This is a genomic window from Flavobacterium ardleyense (assembly GCF_042686085.1).
Taxonomy (GTDB): Bacteria; Bacteroidota; Bacteroidia; order Flavobacteriales; family Flavobacteriaceae; genus Flavobacterium; species Flavobacterium ardleyense.
In genome coordinates this window covers 233493-248204 of record NZ_JBHUOL010000012.1, presented here as the reverse complement: position 1 = coordinate 248204, position 14712 = coordinate 233493, and the positions used below count along the sequence as shown (strand labels likewise).

Annotated in this window: 11 protein-coding genes; 8 read left to right on the top strand and 3 right to left on the bottom strand. The window is 33.3% G+C overall.

Annotated features, from left to right (window positions below):
- Positions 1-17: 17 nt before the first annotated feature.
- From ACFSX9_RS06795 to ACFSX9_RS06785, 3 genes are all read right to left on the bottom strand, one after another.
- Positions 18-596, bottom strand: a complete 579-nt coding sequence (locus ACFSX9_RS06795) for a chalcone isomerase family protein (RefSeq protein WP_379805969.1) — start codon at positions 594-596, stop codon at positions 18-20.
- Between the two features lie 108 nt (positions 597-704).
- The gene (locus tag ACFSX9_RS06790; protein WP_379805967.1) at positions 705-1943 is read right to left on the bottom strand and encodes an aminotransferase class I/II-fold pyridoxal phosphate-dependent enzyme; all 1239 of its coding nucleotides are present in this window, start codon (positions 1941-1943) and stop codon (positions 705-707) included.
- A gap of 55 nt (positions 1944-1998) precedes the next feature.
- Positions 1999-2973 carry a succinylglutamate desuccinylase/aspartoacylase family protein gene (locus ACFSX9_RS06785; RefSeq protein ID WP_379805965.1) on the bottom strand — a complete coding sequence of 325 codons (975 nt, stop codon included), beginning with the start codon at positions 2971-2973 and terminating at the stop codon, positions 1999-2001.
- 229 nt (positions 2974-3202) lie between these two features.
- Between ACFSX9_RS06785 and uvrC the strand changes: the two genes are divergently transcribed.
- The 8 genes from uvrC to pgi all read left to right on the top strand — a co-directional run bounded on the left by uvrC (position 3203) and on the right by pgi (position 14682).
- Positions 3203-5008, top strand: a complete 1806-nt coding sequence (gene uvrC / locus ACFSX9_RS06780; RefSeq protein WP_379805963.1) for an excinuclease ABC subunit UvrC — start codon at positions 3203-3205, stop codon at positions 5006-5008.
- Positions 5008-7209, top strand: a complete 2202-nt coding sequence (locus ACFSX9_RS06775; RefSeq protein WP_379805961.1) for a patatin-like phospholipase family protein — start codon at positions 5008-5010, stop codon at positions 7207-7209. Before uvrC ends, ACFSX9_RS06775 begins: the two co-directional genes overlap by 1 nt.
- Positions 7210-7385: 176 nt before the next feature.
- Positions 7386-8546, top strand: coding sequence for a homogentisate 1,2-dioxygenase (locus ACFSX9_RS06770; protein WP_379805959.1), 1161 nt, complete (start codon positions 7386-7388; stop codon positions 8544-8546).
- 79 nt (positions 8547-8625) lie between these two features.
- Positions 8626-9786, top strand: coding sequence for a 4-hydroxyphenylpyruvate dioxygenase (gene hppD / locus ACFSX9_RS06765; protein ID WP_379805957.1), 1161 nt, complete (start codon positions 8626-8628; stop codon positions 9784-9786).
- 287 nt (positions 9787-10073) lie between these two features.
- Complete coding sequence (locus tag ACFSX9_RS06760) at positions 10074-10850, top strand: DUF3108 domain-containing protein (protein WP_379805955.1); 777 nt, start codon at positions 10074-10076, stop codon at positions 10848-10850.
- Positions 10850-11776: a tryptophan 2,3-dioxygenase family protein gene (locus tag ACFSX9_RS06755; RefSeq protein ID WP_379805953.1), complete on the top strand. Its 927-nt coding sequence runs from the start codon at positions 10850-10852 to the stop codon at positions 11774-11776. The genes ACFSX9_RS06760 and ACFSX9_RS06755 overlap by 1 nt, the downstream gene beginning before the upstream one ends.
- Before the next feature lie 24 nt (positions 11777-11800).
- Positions 11801-13045: a M23 family metallopeptidase gene (locus tag ACFSX9_RS06750; RefSeq protein WP_379805951.1), complete on the top strand. Its 1245-nt coding sequence runs from the start codon at positions 11801-11803 to the stop codon at positions 13043-13045.
- Entirely contained in the window at positions 13045-14682 is a 1638-nt protein-coding gene (gene pgi / locus ACFSX9_RS06745; protein ID WP_379805949.1) for a glucose-6-phosphate isomerase, read from the top strand. The genes ACFSX9_RS06750 and pgi overlap by 1 nt, the downstream gene beginning before the upstream one ends.
- The last annotated feature ends 30 nt before the right edge of the window (positions 14683-14712 follow it).

Below are 14712 nucleotides of genomic sequence, written 5' to 3'. Positions count from 1 at the left end.
CTGGTTTTTATTTTTATCTACATTCCTAAGAGTCTTTTTCTAAGTGTTTTATCAACACATTTGTCTTCTAGCCAAATGCCAAAAAGAGCTGTTCTGAAATCTTTACCAGGAACTTCTCCCACAAATTTATTGTTAACGTAAACGGCTGTTTTTTCTGTCTTAGCAGAATAAACCATATCTACGTAGCCATCTTTTGCAACCGTCACTTCAAAAAACGATAAAAAAGTGTCTAGACGCTCTCTGATTAAAACCATGTCTCCTTTATATGATTTTTCAATTCCATCTTCCATAGCTTGGATCAGTTTCTTTTTCGTTACAAGAGAAGAAGTAACATGAAGTCTTGTAGCAATAGTTTCGTCAGAAGCTAATATTTTTTGAGCATCATCTGAGCTTTCTGTAAGATATAATGCCTGAACATATAAGTTAATCCACATTTTTTCACGAATACCAGCTCCGTTTAAGTATAGTTTAGTTTTAGAATCACCGTCCTGAACTCTAATTGATGTTTTTATTTTTACGCCATCGAACTCTCTTTCATCTTGCGAATGTGAGAAATTAAATACAAGTACTAAAAGTACGATTAAAATCTTTTTCATATCAAATAATTTAAGTTTGCAAATTTACAAAAACACATCATAATTTTTAGCATCTAAAGAGATAAAAATGATGTTTTTGTCTTTAATTGAATTTTTTTGTTAATTTACTTAGAATGAGCTAACTAGTTTGAGTTCATTAATGAATTTAGTTAAATGTTCTACCTCCACATGGTCCATTAGTACAATTTTATACCATCTGTTATTTTCATTGTGTTGTTGTGGTACCAAATCGTATTTTTCAGCAATTGCTGCAGGAATGCATTCCGCATGAATAGTTACTATATTCATAAATGGTTCACGGAAGTACTTAATATCTAACTTATCTAATTCAGTGCACAAATATTGCGTTCGCATTTGTAAAATACTTACTTTTTCAAACCAACCATTGGCACCATAAGTAAATAAAATCATCCAAACAGCAACAGCATTTGCTCCAGAACGGCTACCACAAAGTGTTAAGTCCATTCCTTCAACATAGGCAGCTTCTTTTGTCAGTACGTTTTCAATAAGACCTTTGCGGCAAACGAAAATACCAGTTCCATAAGGTGCTTGAAGCATTTTATGCGCGTCAATAGTAATAGAACTTATTTTTGGGTTGTCGAAGTTTATAGTAGAGTTTTGATTGCTAAAAGGATATACAAACCCACCATAGGCGGCATCAACATGCAATCGATATGTTGCGTTGTTTTGCTCCAAGGTAGAAGTGTAGTCGTCCGGATTGTCAACAGAACCAAACATTGTCGTTCCCATATTCGAAATGGCGATAAAATATTTTTTTCCGTCCGAAAGCGCCTTTTTTATAATTTGGTCTAAAGCAACGGTGTCAATTTCACGATTTTCAAATCCAACAGGAATTTTCAACCAATCAATTTGTAATAAATTTGATGCTTTAGGTATAGAATAATGAGTGTCTTCTGAAGTTAAAATTACAATTTCCTCTAATTTAGCATTGTAATTATGTAGAAATTCGTTTCTGAAAACCCAAATAGCCTGAATATTCGCTTCTGTTCCTCCGGGTGCAATGTAGCCATCAAATTCATTTTCTTTCGCTTTGAATATATCGATTGCAAGCGCATTTAAGACTTCACGCTCAATTTCTTGTGTTCCAGAAAATGCTTTTTCGGAAGTGCCATAAGTATGACAACCGATATTATTTGGATTCGCTACATAAGTTTGTAAAGTAGGTGCGTCTTTTAAAAATGGAGCATCGTCATAGAATACGCGACCATCTAGTTTTGATGCGGGATAACCCAATGAAGCGTCTTTTGAAAAGTTTACATTTTCGTTTAAAGCCGATTGAATTCGTTCTTTACGTTCTTCTTGTGATAGTTTCTTCCAGAATTGCATACTTATAAATTTTAGCGAAATTACTATAAGTTATTGGACTAAAACATGATAAATGTTAGGTTTTAGGTTTTGGATTGTCTGAAATATGATAGATTGCATCGCCTTCATATACAAATGGCGCATCATTTACATTGATTAAATAACCAGCATGAGGTGCTTTTACGTTGTGTTCCACTTTTCCATAAGGATCAGAGATTGTGGCTAAAAATTCTCCTTTTTTCACAAAGGAACCAATCTTAACTAAGCCATGGAACATTCCTGAATATTTCGCGCGCAACCAATTAGATTTTTCTATGTAATATGTGGAAGAAACATTACTGCCACTAAGCAGTTCGTGATTTAACATGTCGAAGTGACTTAGAACACGCTTTGTGCCTTCAACCGCTTCGTGTGTAATTTCGTTGTCTAAGTCTAGTGACTTTCCTCCTTCGAAAAGTAACATTTTTACGCCTAATCGATCGCATGAATTTCTGAAAGAACCTGCGATATTTCTTGAAAACAATGTAAAAGGCGCATTGAATACATCTGAAAGTTGCTTTAATTCTAAGTTGTCAGGGACAATTCGAACTTGTGGTGCATTAAATCTACTGGCGCCACCTGCATGAAAATCAATTGCATAATCAACATGTGGTAAAATTTCGGTAACCAAGTTAAAAGCGAACCGACTCGCTAAAGAACCAGTTTTGCTTCCTGGAAAAACCCTGTTTAAATCTCTGCCATCCGGAAATTCACGGGTTTTATTGATAAATCCGAAGATATTCACAATTGGAATGCAGATTATTGTTCCTCGTTTCGGTTTGTTGATATCCTGAATAATCAACTGACGCACAATTTCAGTTCCATTAATTTCGTCGCCATGCAAACAGGCGGTAAATAAAATAGTTGGACCTTCTAGCTTAGAACGTTCAATTATAACTGGAATTTTCAATTTAGTCATGGTGTGTAATTTCGCAATTTCCATATTAAGGGTTTTGCTTTCACCAGCTAAAATTGTTTCTTTTAGGATAACAAGGGGTTTTGGAACCTTCATTTTTTTCTTTCTTAATGTGTTAAAATTACAAAAACAAAAAATAGTTTAGCAACACAGATTAGAGAAATTTTAGAATTCTATAATATTCTTCTGCTTTCAGGTTAAATCAGTGGCACAATGTTGTTCAAAGTAGCTACAACTTTTGTGGGCTTCGTGCCTTTGTGGTTAAAACTTCAAGAATTCAAAAACAAATCTATTATCTTTGTTCTTTCTTCATTTTCCAATACAAATGCAAACACCATTAGAACTTCAAATTCAGACATTACCCGATAGTCCGGGTGTTTATCAATATTATGATAAGGAAGGGAAAATACTATACGTTGGAAAAGCAAAAAATCTAAAAAAGCGCGTTCAATCGTACTTTACAAAAAATCACGATAATTACAAAACTTCAGTATTAGTAAAGAAAATTGTTTCTGTAAAGCATATTGTTGTTCCTACGGAAACCGATGCTTTGTTATTAGAAAACAATCTGATTAAAAAACTGCAACCGCGTTATAATGTTTTGCTTCGCGATGATAAAACGTACCCATGGATTTGTATTAAGAACGAACGTTTTTCACGCGTTTTTTCAACTCGAAAAATGATAAAAGACGGTTCTGAATATTTTGGACCTTATACAAGTTTTAAAACTGTGCATACGATTTTGGATTTAATCAAAGAGTTATATCCGTTACGAACTTGTACTTATGATTTGTCCAAAGCAAATGTAGATTCGGGTAAATTTAAAGTGTGTCTGGAATATCATATTGGGAATTGCAAAGGACCTTGTGAGGGATTTGAAACCTTAGAAAATTATCAAAGTCAAATTGATAAAATTCGTCATATTTTAAAAGGAAATTTCAAAGAAAGTTTGAAGGATTTCAAAAAACTAATGAATGATTTGGCTTCCGAAATGAAGTTTGAAGAAGCGCAGAAAATCAAAGAGAAGATTCAGGTTTTAGAAAATTATCAATCACGCTCCACCATCTTAAATCCGAAAATCACGAATTTAGATGTTTTTTCAATTGTTTCTGACGAAGCGATGGCTTATGTTAATTTCTTACAGATTTCTCACGGAGCAATTGTGCGTTCTCATACGTTAGAATTAAAGAAAAAATTAGATGAAACGGACGAAGAATTATTGGAATTAGCTGTTGTTGAACTGCGCGAACGTTTCCACTTAAATGCCAGAGAAGTCGTGGTTCCTTTTCCAATAGAATTGGGTGAAAACATCAAAATAACGGTACCTCAATTAGGGGATAAAAAGCAAATTTTAGAGCTTTCTCATAGAAATGCGAAGTTTTATAGAATGGATCAATTGAAGCAAATTCAAATTGTAGATCCAGAGCGCCATACTAACCGTATTATTTCGCAAATGAAAAAAGATTTGCGTCTTTCTGTAGAACCTAGACATATTGAGTGTTTTGACAACTCTAACATTCAAGGAACTAATCCCGTTGCTGCTTGTGTTGTTTTTAAAGATGGAAAACCCAGCAAGAGAGATTATCGCCATTTTAATATAAAAAGCGTTGAAGGTCCAAATGATTTCGCTTCAATGGAAGAAGTTGTTTATAGAAGATATAAGCGAATGTTAGACGAACAGCAATCTTTGCCACAATTGATTATTATCGACGGAGGAAAAGGACAATTGTCTTCGGCCTTAAAAAGTTTAGATGATTTAGGCTTACGCGGAAAAATAGCGATTATTAGTATTGCAGAACGTCTGGAAGAACTGTTTTTTCCAGGTGATTCAGCGCCTCTCTATTTGGATAAAAAATCCGAGACTTTAAAGATTATTCAGTTTTTGCGAAACGAAGCGCATCGTTTTGGAATTACGCACCATCGCGATAAAAGAAGTAAGGCTGCGCTGACAAATAGTTTAGAAAGTATTCCAGGAATTGGTGAGAAAACAATGATTGCACTAATGAAACATTTTAAAAGCGTTAAACGGTTACAAATCGCCGATGAACGGGCAATTGCTGAAGTCGTAGGAGTTTCAAAAGCCAAAAAAATTACCGACTTTTACAAAGTAAATCCGCCTGAAAAAAAATAATGAAAAATCTATTCATGTTTGTGTGCTTACTATTTTTAATCCAAACTAGTTATGGACAAGAAAAGCAACGCCCAAAAGTGGGTCTTGTTTTAAGTGGCGGTGGGGCTAAAGGTCTGGCGCACATAGGAGTACTAAAAGTAATAGATTCATTAGGGATTAAAATTGATTACGTTGCCGGTACTAGCATGGGTGCAATTATTGGTGGTTTATATGCTTCGGGATATAATGCACATCAATTAGATTCCATTTTTTCAAGAATAGACGTTGACGCGTTGCTTCAAGATTATACGCCTCGAGAATCTAAGACATTTTACGAGAAGCGTAATGACGAAATCTACGCACTTTCATTGCCGTTTAATAATTTTAAATTGGGCTTGCCTTCGGGCTTGTCAAAAGGCTTGTATAATTTTAACTTGTTATCTAAATTAACGCATCACGTAAGTAATGTAAGAGATTTTTCAAAACTACCTATTCCTTTTTTGTGTATTGCAACGGATGTAGAAACGGGTGAAAAAGTGGTGCTAAATAAAGGTGTTTTGGCTCAGGCTATGCTTGCAAGTGGTGCACTTCCTACGTTGTATAGTCCCGTGGTTATTGATGGTCGTATTTTGATTGATGGCGGTGTTATTGATAATTACCCTATTGAAGAATTAAAAAGCAGAAATATTGATTTTATTATTGGTGTCGACGTGCAAGACGATTTAAAAACGAGAGACGAATTAAAAAATGTTACTTCTGTTTTAGCCCAAATCAATAATTTCACTATGCTTGAAAAGATGGAAGGTAAACGAATAGAGACTTCTATTTATATCAAGCCTGAAATAAAAGGCTTTTCTGTAGTTGATTTTCAAAAAGGACAAGGAATAATAAAAAAAGGAGAGGAAAAAGCACAAACTTTTATTGATGATTTACTTCCGTTAGCTCAAAAAGGGAAAATAAAACAACCGTATATAAAAGATCAAGATTCTATTTATGTAAAAGAAATTGCTTTCAATAAATTAGACAATTATACACGAGCTTATATTATTGGAAAATTAAAATTCAAAAAAAATAGTAAAATTTCATTTCAGCAATTTCAGAAAGGAATTTTAAATTTAAATGCTACTCAAAATTTTAGTTTCCTTAATTATTCCTTTGAGAAGTTAGGCGATGGTGAGAAATTAATCCTTGAATTGCGCGAAAATAAAATTAAGACTTATTTAAAGTTTGGTTTGCATTATGATGATTTATATAAAAGTGGCGTTTTATTAAATTTTACGAAGAAAAAAGTCGTTGCTAAAAATGATGTGCTATCGCTCGATGTAGTTTTAGGTGATAATACACGCTACAATTTTGATTATTATATTGATAATGGCTTCTATTGGAGTTTTGGGTTTAATTCTAAATTGATTTCATTCAATAAAAACGTATCAACGGATTTTGGCAGTGGTGATCTATTCGGAGTATTGGGTGTAAATTCTGTAAATATTGATTTTTTAGATGTGAGTAATCAAGCTTATTTTCAAACAGTTTTTGCTCAAAAAATGTCGATCGGGGCTGGAATAGAATATAAGCATCTGAAAATACAATCGGAAACAATAGAGAATACAGAACCAGTTTTTGATAACAGTGGGTATTTCTCTCTTTACGGTTATCTGAAGTATGATTCGTTTGATCAGAAATATTTTCCAAGAAAAGGATTGTATTTTACAAGTGAGATAAAATCATTTGTATATTCTACTAATCATACAAATACATTTGAGCGTTTTTCAGTGGCTAAAGCTGATTTTGGAATCGCTAAGACATTTTATAAAACAATAACATTGCGCTCTCATACAGAAGGTGGGTTTGCATTTGGGGAAAGAAGTGTGTCGTTCTTTGATTTTATTTTAGGAGGTTACGGTTTTCAAACCGTAAATAATCTGAGACCTTTCTTAGGCTATAATTTTCTTAGTATTTCTGGCGATAGTTATGTTAAATCTACTGTTGTTGCGGATTACGAATTTTATAAAAAACATCATGTGAATTTTTCAGCTAATTTTGCTAATGTCGGTGATCGAATTTTCGAAGGCACAAAAGGTTGGTTTAGCAAGCCTTCTTATACAGGGTATGCTGTTGGTTATGGAATGGAAACAATTGTTGGTCCTATTGAAATAAAACATTCTTGGTCGCCAGAAACTAGAAATCATTACACTTGGTTTTCAGTTGGTTTTTGGTTTTAACACTAGTTTGAAAAAAATTTACGATATTTGTAGTAATGAAAAATTGGAACGAATTATTAGCCCATTTAAAATTCCTTATCAAGAGAAATCCTGAGTGAGTTTAATTTGTTTTTGATTAATACCTAAAGTTTCTTGCAAAATCCGGAAGCTTTAAAACTTTAAAAAACAAAAAGAATATGCCAATATATCATAAATTAGGAGAAATTCCTCGTAAACGTCATACACAGTTTCGCAAACCAAATGGAGACTTGTATTATGAACAATTGATAGGAACCGTTGGATTTGATGGAATGTCTACCAATTCATATCATGAACAAAGACCAACTCAAGTCAAAGAAATCAGAAGTCAATATAGTGTTGCGCCTAAAATCGCAATTGAAAATAACATCAAGTCTTATAAACTTAGAGGGTTTGAAGTAGCGCCACAAGATGATTATTTAGAAAGTAGAAAAATTGTATTGACTAATTCAGATTGTCATATCGTTTTAGCTTCACCTAGAAAATCGATGACGGATTATTTCTACAAAAACACCGATTCTGATGAAGTAATTTTCATTCACAAAGGAACGGGAAAATTAAGAACTATGCTTGGAAATTTAGATTTTCAGTATGGCGATTATTTAGTGGTGCCGCGCGGTATGATTTACAAGATGGATTTTGATGATGAAGACAATCGTTTGTTTATTGTAGAATCACATTCACCTGTTTATACACCAAAACAATACAGAAACTGGTTTGGACAATTGTTAGAACATTCGCCTTTTTGCGAAAGAGATATTCGTCGTCCAGAAGAATTAGAGACGTATAATGAAAGTGGTGAGTTTGTAGTGAAAGTGAAAAAGAAAGACGAAATTTTTGAAATCGTTTATGCTTCGCATCCTTTTGATGTAATTGGATACGATGGTTTCAATTATCCTTATGCTTTTTCAATTCACGATTTTGAACCGATTACTGGTAGAATTCATTTGCCACCACCAATTCACCAAACATTTGAATCTAGCGCTTTCGTAATTTGCTCGTTTGTACCTAGATTATACGATTATCATCCATTGTCTATTCCTGCTCCATATAATCACAGTAATATTGATGCCGATGAGGTTTTGTATTACGTAGATGGTGATTTTATGAGTAGAAATGATGTAAAACCGGGGAATATTTCATTGCATCCTGCAGGAATTGCGCACGGACCACATCCGGGTGCGGCAGAAAGAAGTATTGGTAAGAAAGAAACTTTAGAATTAGCAGTAATGGTCGATACTTTTAAACCTTTGATGGTGACAGAAGAAGCGATGAAAATTGCGGATGATACTTATTATCTTTCTTGGTTAGAAAAATAAAATAAAAATTTGTTAAGCTGATTTATTTCAGTTTTTAAAAACATACACATAACAACACTTTTAAATAATACAATTAATTATGTCACAAGAAATTAAAAACGTAGAATACGGATTAGAGAAAATTTTTGAAGGAGCTCAAGACTTCCTTCCTTTATTAGGAACTGATTATGTTGAATTCTATGTTGGAAATGCAAAACAAGCTGCGCATTTTTACAAAACAGCATTTGGATTTGAATCATTAGCTTATTCAGGTTTAGAAACTGGTGTAAGAGATAGAGCTTCTTACGTTTTAAAGCAAGATAAAATCCGTTTAGTTTTAACAACGGCTTTAAATAGTGATTCGCCAATTGGAGAACACGTTAAAAAACATGGTGATGGTGTGAAAATCGTTGCTTTATGGGTAGAAGATGCGCGTTCTGCATACGAAGAAACTATGAGTAGAGGTGCTAAATCATACATGGAGCCAACTGTGGAAACAGACGAGCACGGTGAAGTAGTAAGAGCCGGAATTTACACATATGGAGAAACCGTACACATGTTTGTAGAGCGTAAAAACTACAAAGGAACTTTCTTACCAGGTTATAAAGAATGGAAATCAGATTATAATCCTACATCAGTAGGTCTAAAATACATTGACCATATGGTTGGAAATGTAGGTTGGAACGAAATGAATGTTTGGGTTAAATGGTATGAAGATGTTATGGGGTTTGTAAACTTCCTTTCTTTTGATGATAAACAAATTACAACAGATTATTCTGCTTTAATGTCTAAAGTAATGAGTAATGGTAATGGAAGAATTAAATTCCCAATCAACGAACCAGCCGAAGGAAAGAAAAAATCTCAAATTGAAGAATATTTAGACTTTTACGAAGGTCCTGGTGTACAACATATTGCTGTAGCTACTGATGATATTCTTAAAACGGTTGCTGAAATGCGCGCTAGAGGAATTGAATTCTTAAGCACACCGCCAAAATCGTATTACGATGCTATTCCAGAGCGTTTAAAAGACCATATGTCTAAATTTAAAGAAGATATTAATGAACTTCAGAAGTTAGGTATCATGATTGATGCCGATGAAGAAGGTTATTTATTACAAATTTTTACAAAGCCAATTGAAGACAGACCAACTCTTTTCTTTGAAATTATTCAAAGAATGGGAGCAAAAGGTTTCGGTGCAGGTAACTTCAAAGCACTTTTTGAATCTATTGAGAGAGAACAAGCTTTGCGAGGAACGTTATAAAAATGACAAATTATTAACAAATCTTTAATCTATAGTATTGTTTCGGTACGTATTTTGATGAAAATAAGTTAAAGTTTATCTTTTACTGATGATAATTCAAAAACATACATACCTTTGCACTCGCAAAACAGAGAGGTAGTTTGCTTTGTTTTGTAATAAATTTTCATAATTTATAGTTTTTTGGTTGGTTAATAGCATAAAAACTCAGTCATATTTTTGACTGGGTTTTTTTGTTTTTGTATTTTTGGAACGGAAATTGCATTTTCATTTCTAAAAAAGCATAAATTATGAAAAAGATTATATTACTTCTGTCTATTTTTTTCCTGACAAATTCATTTGTTCAGAGAGAAGATTCCTATACAACCGGCGAATGGGTTAAACTTAGAATCCATTACGGACTAGTCAACGCGGGTTACGCAACTTTAGAAATTAAAGAAGCTGTAAAAAATAATAAAAAAGTACATCACGTTGTTGGGAAAGGCTGGACCGTAGGTATGACTAAATTCTTCTTTAAAGTAGAAGATAATTATGAAAGTTTTTTTGATAAAGAAACGGGTAGACCTTATCAGTTTATTAGAAAAATTGACGAAGGCGGGCATTTTAAAAATCAAGAAGGATTTTTTAATCAAACAAACAATACTGTTTTAGTTAAAGATTATAAACATAATACTGAAAAATCATTTAATGTTCCTGGAGAAATTCAAGATATAATGTCTTCTTTTTACTATTTAAGGAATCACCCAAAAATTGACAAACTGAATCCAGGGGAATCGATCTCAATGGACATGTTTTTTGACGATGAAACGACAAAATTTAAGTTAAAATTTTTAGGTAGAGAAGATATAAGTACTAAATTTGGAAAAGTTTCATGTATGATCTTCCGTCCATATGTTCAAGCAGGTAGAGTTTTTAAAGAAGAGGAGAGTTTAACCGTTTGGATATCAGATGATGACAATAAAATTCCTATTCGTCTAAAAGCTAATTTAGCGGTCGGATCTTTAAAAGCAGATATCGAGTCTTTTAAAGGATTGAAACATTCATTTAAAATTAAAGCAAAAAAATAATGGAAGTTACGCCACAGATTCAAGAGCAGTTAAATCAGTTAAACGATAAGTTCGAAGCTATCAATCAAAATACTTCAACACATTTAGAAGGATTACTTTGGGCGAAGCCAATGACTTATTGGGATTATATTCAAACTGATGCCGTGTTAAATTTACAAACACAGCGAACGACACTGCCTGATGAAATGGTGTTTATAATGTATCATCAAGTAAATGAATTGTTGTTTAAAATGATTCTTTGGGAAATGGGGCAAATTTGTCATACCGAAGAACCATCAACAGCTTATTTTTCTGAAAAGTTAGGAAGAATTAGTCGTTATTTTGATATGCTTACCACTTCTTTCGATATTATGAAAGATGGAATGGAGCCAGAACAATATTTGAAATTTAGAAATACGCTGACACCAGCTAGTGGCTTTCAGTCTGCCCAGTACCGTTTGATTGAGTTTTCATCGACTGATTTGATCAACTTAATCGACCTTAGATTTAGAGGGTCGATTGATAGAAATACGCCTTATGAGCACGCTTTCGAGCATTTGTATTGGCAAGCGGCAGGAAAAGATTATAAAACAGGTGAGAAATCTTATTTATTGTTAGAATTCGAAAAGAAATATAAAAAACAGCTCTTAGAGTATATGGAAGAATATAACACCATAAATCTTTGGAGAAAATTTAAGCAATTGCCTGAAGATGACCAGAAAAATCCAGAATTAGTTGCAGCGATGCGTCATTATGATAAAACTGTAAATATTACTTGGGTTATGGGGCATTTTTATGCAGCTAAAAAATACATTGAAAGCGTACCAGGAAATCATGAAGCAACTGGCGGAAGTGATTGGAAAAAATACATGTTACCAAAATATCAAAAAAGAATCTTCTTTCCAGAACTATGGTCAAAAGAAGAATTAGATAACTGGGGAGAATAATAGCACTGAATAAAAACAACAACTTTGAGATATTTAATACTAACTATCTTTTTTCTAAGCTTTTTTACAGCTTGTAATTCGAAAGAAGATAAGAAAGAAAAAGAAAACGAACTACCAATTGAGAAGCCAGAACCTATTGTAAAGGAATATGGGTTTACTTTTAATGACTATGAAGTAGTTAAAGACACTATTAAATCTGGTGATACTTTTGGTGCTATTTTGTCAAAATATCCATTGAAAGACAGCTTGAAAGTTCACAATGTGATTGAAACAATAAGAAGCTCTTTTAATGTTAGAAAGATTAAAGCTGGAAAGCCTTATCTTTTCTTTCTGGATAAAAAAAAGCCAAATACAGTACAAGCAATTGTTTATATTGAAGACCGTATTAATTACACAGTTGTTGATTTTAGAGATTCTATTAAGGTTTCAAACAATCAAAAGCCAACATCTATCAAAAGAAGAATTCTTGCGACGGAAATAAATGGTTCTTTCTCTGAAACTTTAAATAAAGCGGGTGTAAGTGCTTCAGTAGCGCCAAAAATTGCAAGCGTTTATGCGTATTCAATTGACTTTTTTAAAATTCAAAAAGGTGATAAATTTGCTGTTATTTTGAATGAAAAATATATTGAAGATTCTATTTATGTTGGAGTGGAAAGCATTGAAGCTTCGTACTTTGAACATAAAGGAAAAAAGATATTTGCATTTCCATATAAATTAAACGAAAATCAAAAGACGGGTGATTATTATGATGAAAACGGAAACGGATTAAAAAGTATGTTCTTAAAAGCGCCATTAGATTATTTTAGAATATCTTCTCGCTTTTCAGGTAAAAGATTCCATCCGGTTCAAATGCGTTTCAAAGCACATAATGGAACTGATTACGCGGCGCCACATGGAACGCCTATTAAAACTACCGCTACTGGTGTTGTAGAACGAACAGGTTATACGGCAGGAAATGGAAACTTTGTGAAGGTTAGACATAATTCAACCTATTCAACACAGTATCTTCACATGTCAAAAATTTTAGTTCGAAATGGACAAAGTGTTTCTCAAGGACAAGTTATTGGAAAAGTAGGAAGTACTGGTTTAGCAACTGGACCACACGTTTGTTATCGCTTTTGGAAAAATGGAGTTCAGGTAGATCCTTTACGAATGATGTTGCCAAATTCAGAACCCATGGGAGCTAACGACAAACAAAAATATTTAAAACACATCGAACCTCTTAAAAAAGAATTGGATAGCATAACTGCGGTAAAATTCAAAGAATAATGGCACTTAAAAACATAAATCCGTCACAAACTGCTTCTTGGCAGAAAATACAATTGCACTTTGAAGCTATGAAAAGCGTTCAAATGAAGGAGTTGTTTTCAAAAGATTCGCAAAGGGCGGAAAAAATGCATATCGAATGGAGCGACTTTCTGTTGGATTATTCTAAAAATATTGTTACGGAAGAAACATTGCAACTGTTTTTAGATCTTGCTAATGAAGTGCATTTGAAAGAGGCTATTTCTAAATATTTTGAAGGAGCTTTAATCAATCAAACCGAAAATAGGAGCGTTTTACATACAGCATTGCGAGCTCCAGAAAATGCGACCGTACTTGTAGATGGTGTAAATGTAATACCCGAGGTTTATACGGTAAAAAATAAAATAAAGGTCTTTTCAGATGAAATAATATCAGGTAAAAGAAAAGGTTTTACGGGAAAGAAGTTTACAGATATTGTCAACATTGGAATTGGAGGTTCTGATTTAGGACCTGCTATGGCTGTAGAAGCTTTGCAGTTTTATAAAAATCATTTAACCACTCATTTTGTTTCAAACATTGATGGTGATCATGTGACTGAAGTATTGAAGAAGTTAAATCCAGAAACCACACTTTTTGTTGTGGTATCAAAAACTTTCAGTACTCAAGAAACAATTTTAAATGCAGCCACAATTAAAAATTGGTTTTTACAAGCAGGAACAGAAGAAGCTGTTGCAGAGCACTTTGTAGCGGTTTCCACCAATATTGAAAAAGTAGCAGAATTTGGGATTGACGCAAATGCGGTTTTTCCGATGTGGGATTGGGTTGGAGGACGTTTTTCACTTTGGAGTGCTGTCGGATTATCCATTAGTTTGGCAATAGGATTCGAAAATTTTGATGGTTTATTGAAAGGTGCAAATAAAATGGATGATCATTTTAAAAACGAATCTTTCGATAAAAACATGCCTGTCATTTTGGCTTTTTTAAGCATTTGGTATAATAATTTCTTTGGATCAGAAAGCGAAGCCATAATTCCATATACGCAGTATTTAGACAAATTCGTTCCTTACCTGCAGCAAGGTATAATGGAAAGTAACGGGAAAAGTATTGCAAGAGATGGAAAGCCTGTAAATTATCAGACAGGAACCATTATTTGGGGAGAACCTGGGTCAAACTCGCAGCATGCATTTTTTCAATTAATTCATCAAGGAACAAAATTGATTCCTACCGATTTTATTGGTTTTAAAGAAGGTTTGCACGGTAATGAAGCACACCATGATATATTGATGTCTAACTTTTTTGCACAAACAGAAACTTTGTTAATGGGCAAAACAGAAGAACAAGTAAAAGCTGATCTCAAAAAGCAGGATATTTCAAGTGAAAAAGCCTCTTTTTTAACACCTTTTAAATTATTTGCAGGCAACAAGCCAACCAATACAATTTTGATTGATAAATTAACGCCAGAATCTTTAGGGTCATTGTTAGCATTGTACGAACATAAGATTTTTGTGCAAGGTATTATTTGGAATATATTTAGTTTTGATCAATGGGGTGTAGAGCTTGGTAAGCAATCTGCCAGTACAATTTTAGCGGAAATAGAAAGCGAAAATGTGGGCATGCATGACGGTTCCACTTCATTTTTATTGAAAAAATACTTAAAATAACATGTAGTTATTCAAAATAATTTAAACCCT

Coding starts and splice junctions, on each gene's coding strand:
- ACFSX9_RS06795 (WP_379805969.1), bottom strand. CDS start 596: ATGAAAAAGATTTTAATCGTACTTTTAGTACTTGTATTTAATTTCTCA.
- ACFSX9_RS06790 (WP_379805967.1), bottom strand. CDS start 1,943: ATGCAATTCTGGAAGAAACTATCACAAGAAGAACGTAAAGAACGAATT.
- ACFSX9_RS06785 (WP_379805965.1), bottom strand. CDS start 2,973: ATGAAGGTTCCAAAACCCCTTGTTATCCTAAAAGAAACAATTTTAGCT.
- uvrC (WP_379805963.1), top strand. CDS start 3,203: ATGCAAACACCATTAGAACTTCAAATTCAGACATTACCCGATAGTCCG.
- ACFSX9_RS06775 (WP_379805961.1), top strand. CDS start 5,008: ATGAAAAATCTATTCATGTTTGTGTGCTTACTATTTTTAATCCAAACT.
- ACFSX9_RS06770 (WP_379805959.1), top strand. CDS start 7,386: ATGCCAATATATCATAAATTAGGAGAAATTCCTCGTAAACGTCATACA.
- hppD (WP_379805957.1), top strand. CDS start 8,626: ATGTCACAAGAAATTAAAAACGTAGAATACGGATTAGAGAAAATTTTT.
- ACFSX9_RS06760 (WP_379805955.1), top strand. CDS start 10,074: ATGAAAAAGATTATATTACTTCTGTCTATTTTTTTCCTGACAAATTCA.
- ACFSX9_RS06755 (WP_379805953.1), top strand. CDS start 10,850: ATGGAAGTTACGCCACAGATTCAAGAGCAGTTAAATCAGTTAAACGAT.
- pgi (WP_379805949.1), top strand. CDS start 13,045: ATGGCACTTAAAAACATAAATCCGTCACAAACTGCTTCTTGGCAGAAA.